This is a genomic window from Mycobacterium sp. E1214, from assembly GCF_001666755.1.
Taxonomy (GTDB): domain Bacteria; phylum Actinomycetota; class Actinomycetes; order Mycobacteriales; family Mycobacteriaceae; genus Mycobacterium.
Genome location: NZ_LZJC01000051.1, coordinates 1 through 1,155, shown reverse-complemented (window position 1 = coordinate 1,155; position 1,155 = coordinate 1). Strand labels below are relative to the sequence as shown.

Annotated in this window: 1 protein-coding gene; it reads right to left on the bottom strand. The window is 77.0% G+C overall.

Annotated elements, in window-relative coordinates:
• Window positions 1-1,155, bottom strand: a 1,155-nt coding sequence (locus A5700_RS26545) for a hypothetical protein (RefSeq protein WP_068204542.1), incomplete at both ends; no start/stop codon positions are given.

Here is a 1,155-nt window from a genome sequence, read left to right as displayed (position 1 = left end):
CGGCGTCGTGGTCTCGGCCTCCGCGGCGGCCACCTGGTGGCGGGCAGATCGACGATCGCGCGCGCGCGGGGCCGGTGGGAGCGGCGGCGGTGCGGCCTCCTCGGTGCGCGGTGGTGGCGGCGGGCTGGGCGCGGGCACCAGCACCTGGGGCGGCGCGCTCGGCGCCGCGGCGGGCAGCTGCGACACCGGGCTCGCCGCGGTGACGCTCGGCCGGTGCGGCGCCGGGATGGCCGGACGGTCCGACGACAGCGACACCAGCGCCGCCGCGGCGGCGACCGCCGCGACGCCCGCCAGCACGCCGCTGGCGCGCCGCCGCCGGTCGACGCCCGGGGCGTGCTGGTCCTCGTCGTCCACGGCGCTGTACGCCAGCGCCCCGGCGGTGACGTCGGCGTTGCCCCACACGTCGAGGTAGGCCGGAGCGAGCTGGCGCGGATTCATCTCCCCGGTGCCGGGATCCAGCGCGTAGGCCAGCGCGGCCGTGGTCGACGCGAACAGCGGCGCGTTCGCCGACGCCAGCGCGGCGCCGCGCGCCAGGGCCAGGTCCGGCTCCTCCGGGGCGGTGAGCAACAGGGAGGTGGCCGCCTCCAGCGCCGGCTTGAGGCCGACGATGTCGGCGCCGCAGCCGACGAGAAACACGCCGTCGGCGCCGGAGCCGCGCGCGTCCAGAGCGGCCACCATCGTCGCCAACTGGGCGGCCTGCGCCCCCGCCTCCGCGGCGGCCACCTGGTGGCGGTGCAGATCGACGATCGATCCGTCGCCGACGTCCACGACGGCCAGCGTCGCGGCCTCGGGTTCGACGAAGAGCATGGCGATGTGGCGGTAACCCAGCGCGGCGCCCACCGTCTGAGCCAGGGCGGCCGCGGCCAGCAGCGGAGAGACCAACATGACGCTGCCGACGTCATGGGCCGCGATGGCGTCCCGCAGGGCGCCGGCCGTGGCCGGGTCGGTCCAGGTAATCCCGGTGGTAGCCAGCTGGTAGCCACCGTCGGCCGCCCCTTCACGGGTGCCCCCGATGGCCGCGACCACCCGCTCGACGGCGTCGTCGGCGACCTCGAACTCGTCCTGGTCGACGGTGACACCGTCGGCGTTCTGCCCCTCGATGACCACCAGCCGGACGGTGTCGGGCGCCACCGACACCCCGAGCACGATGTCGAC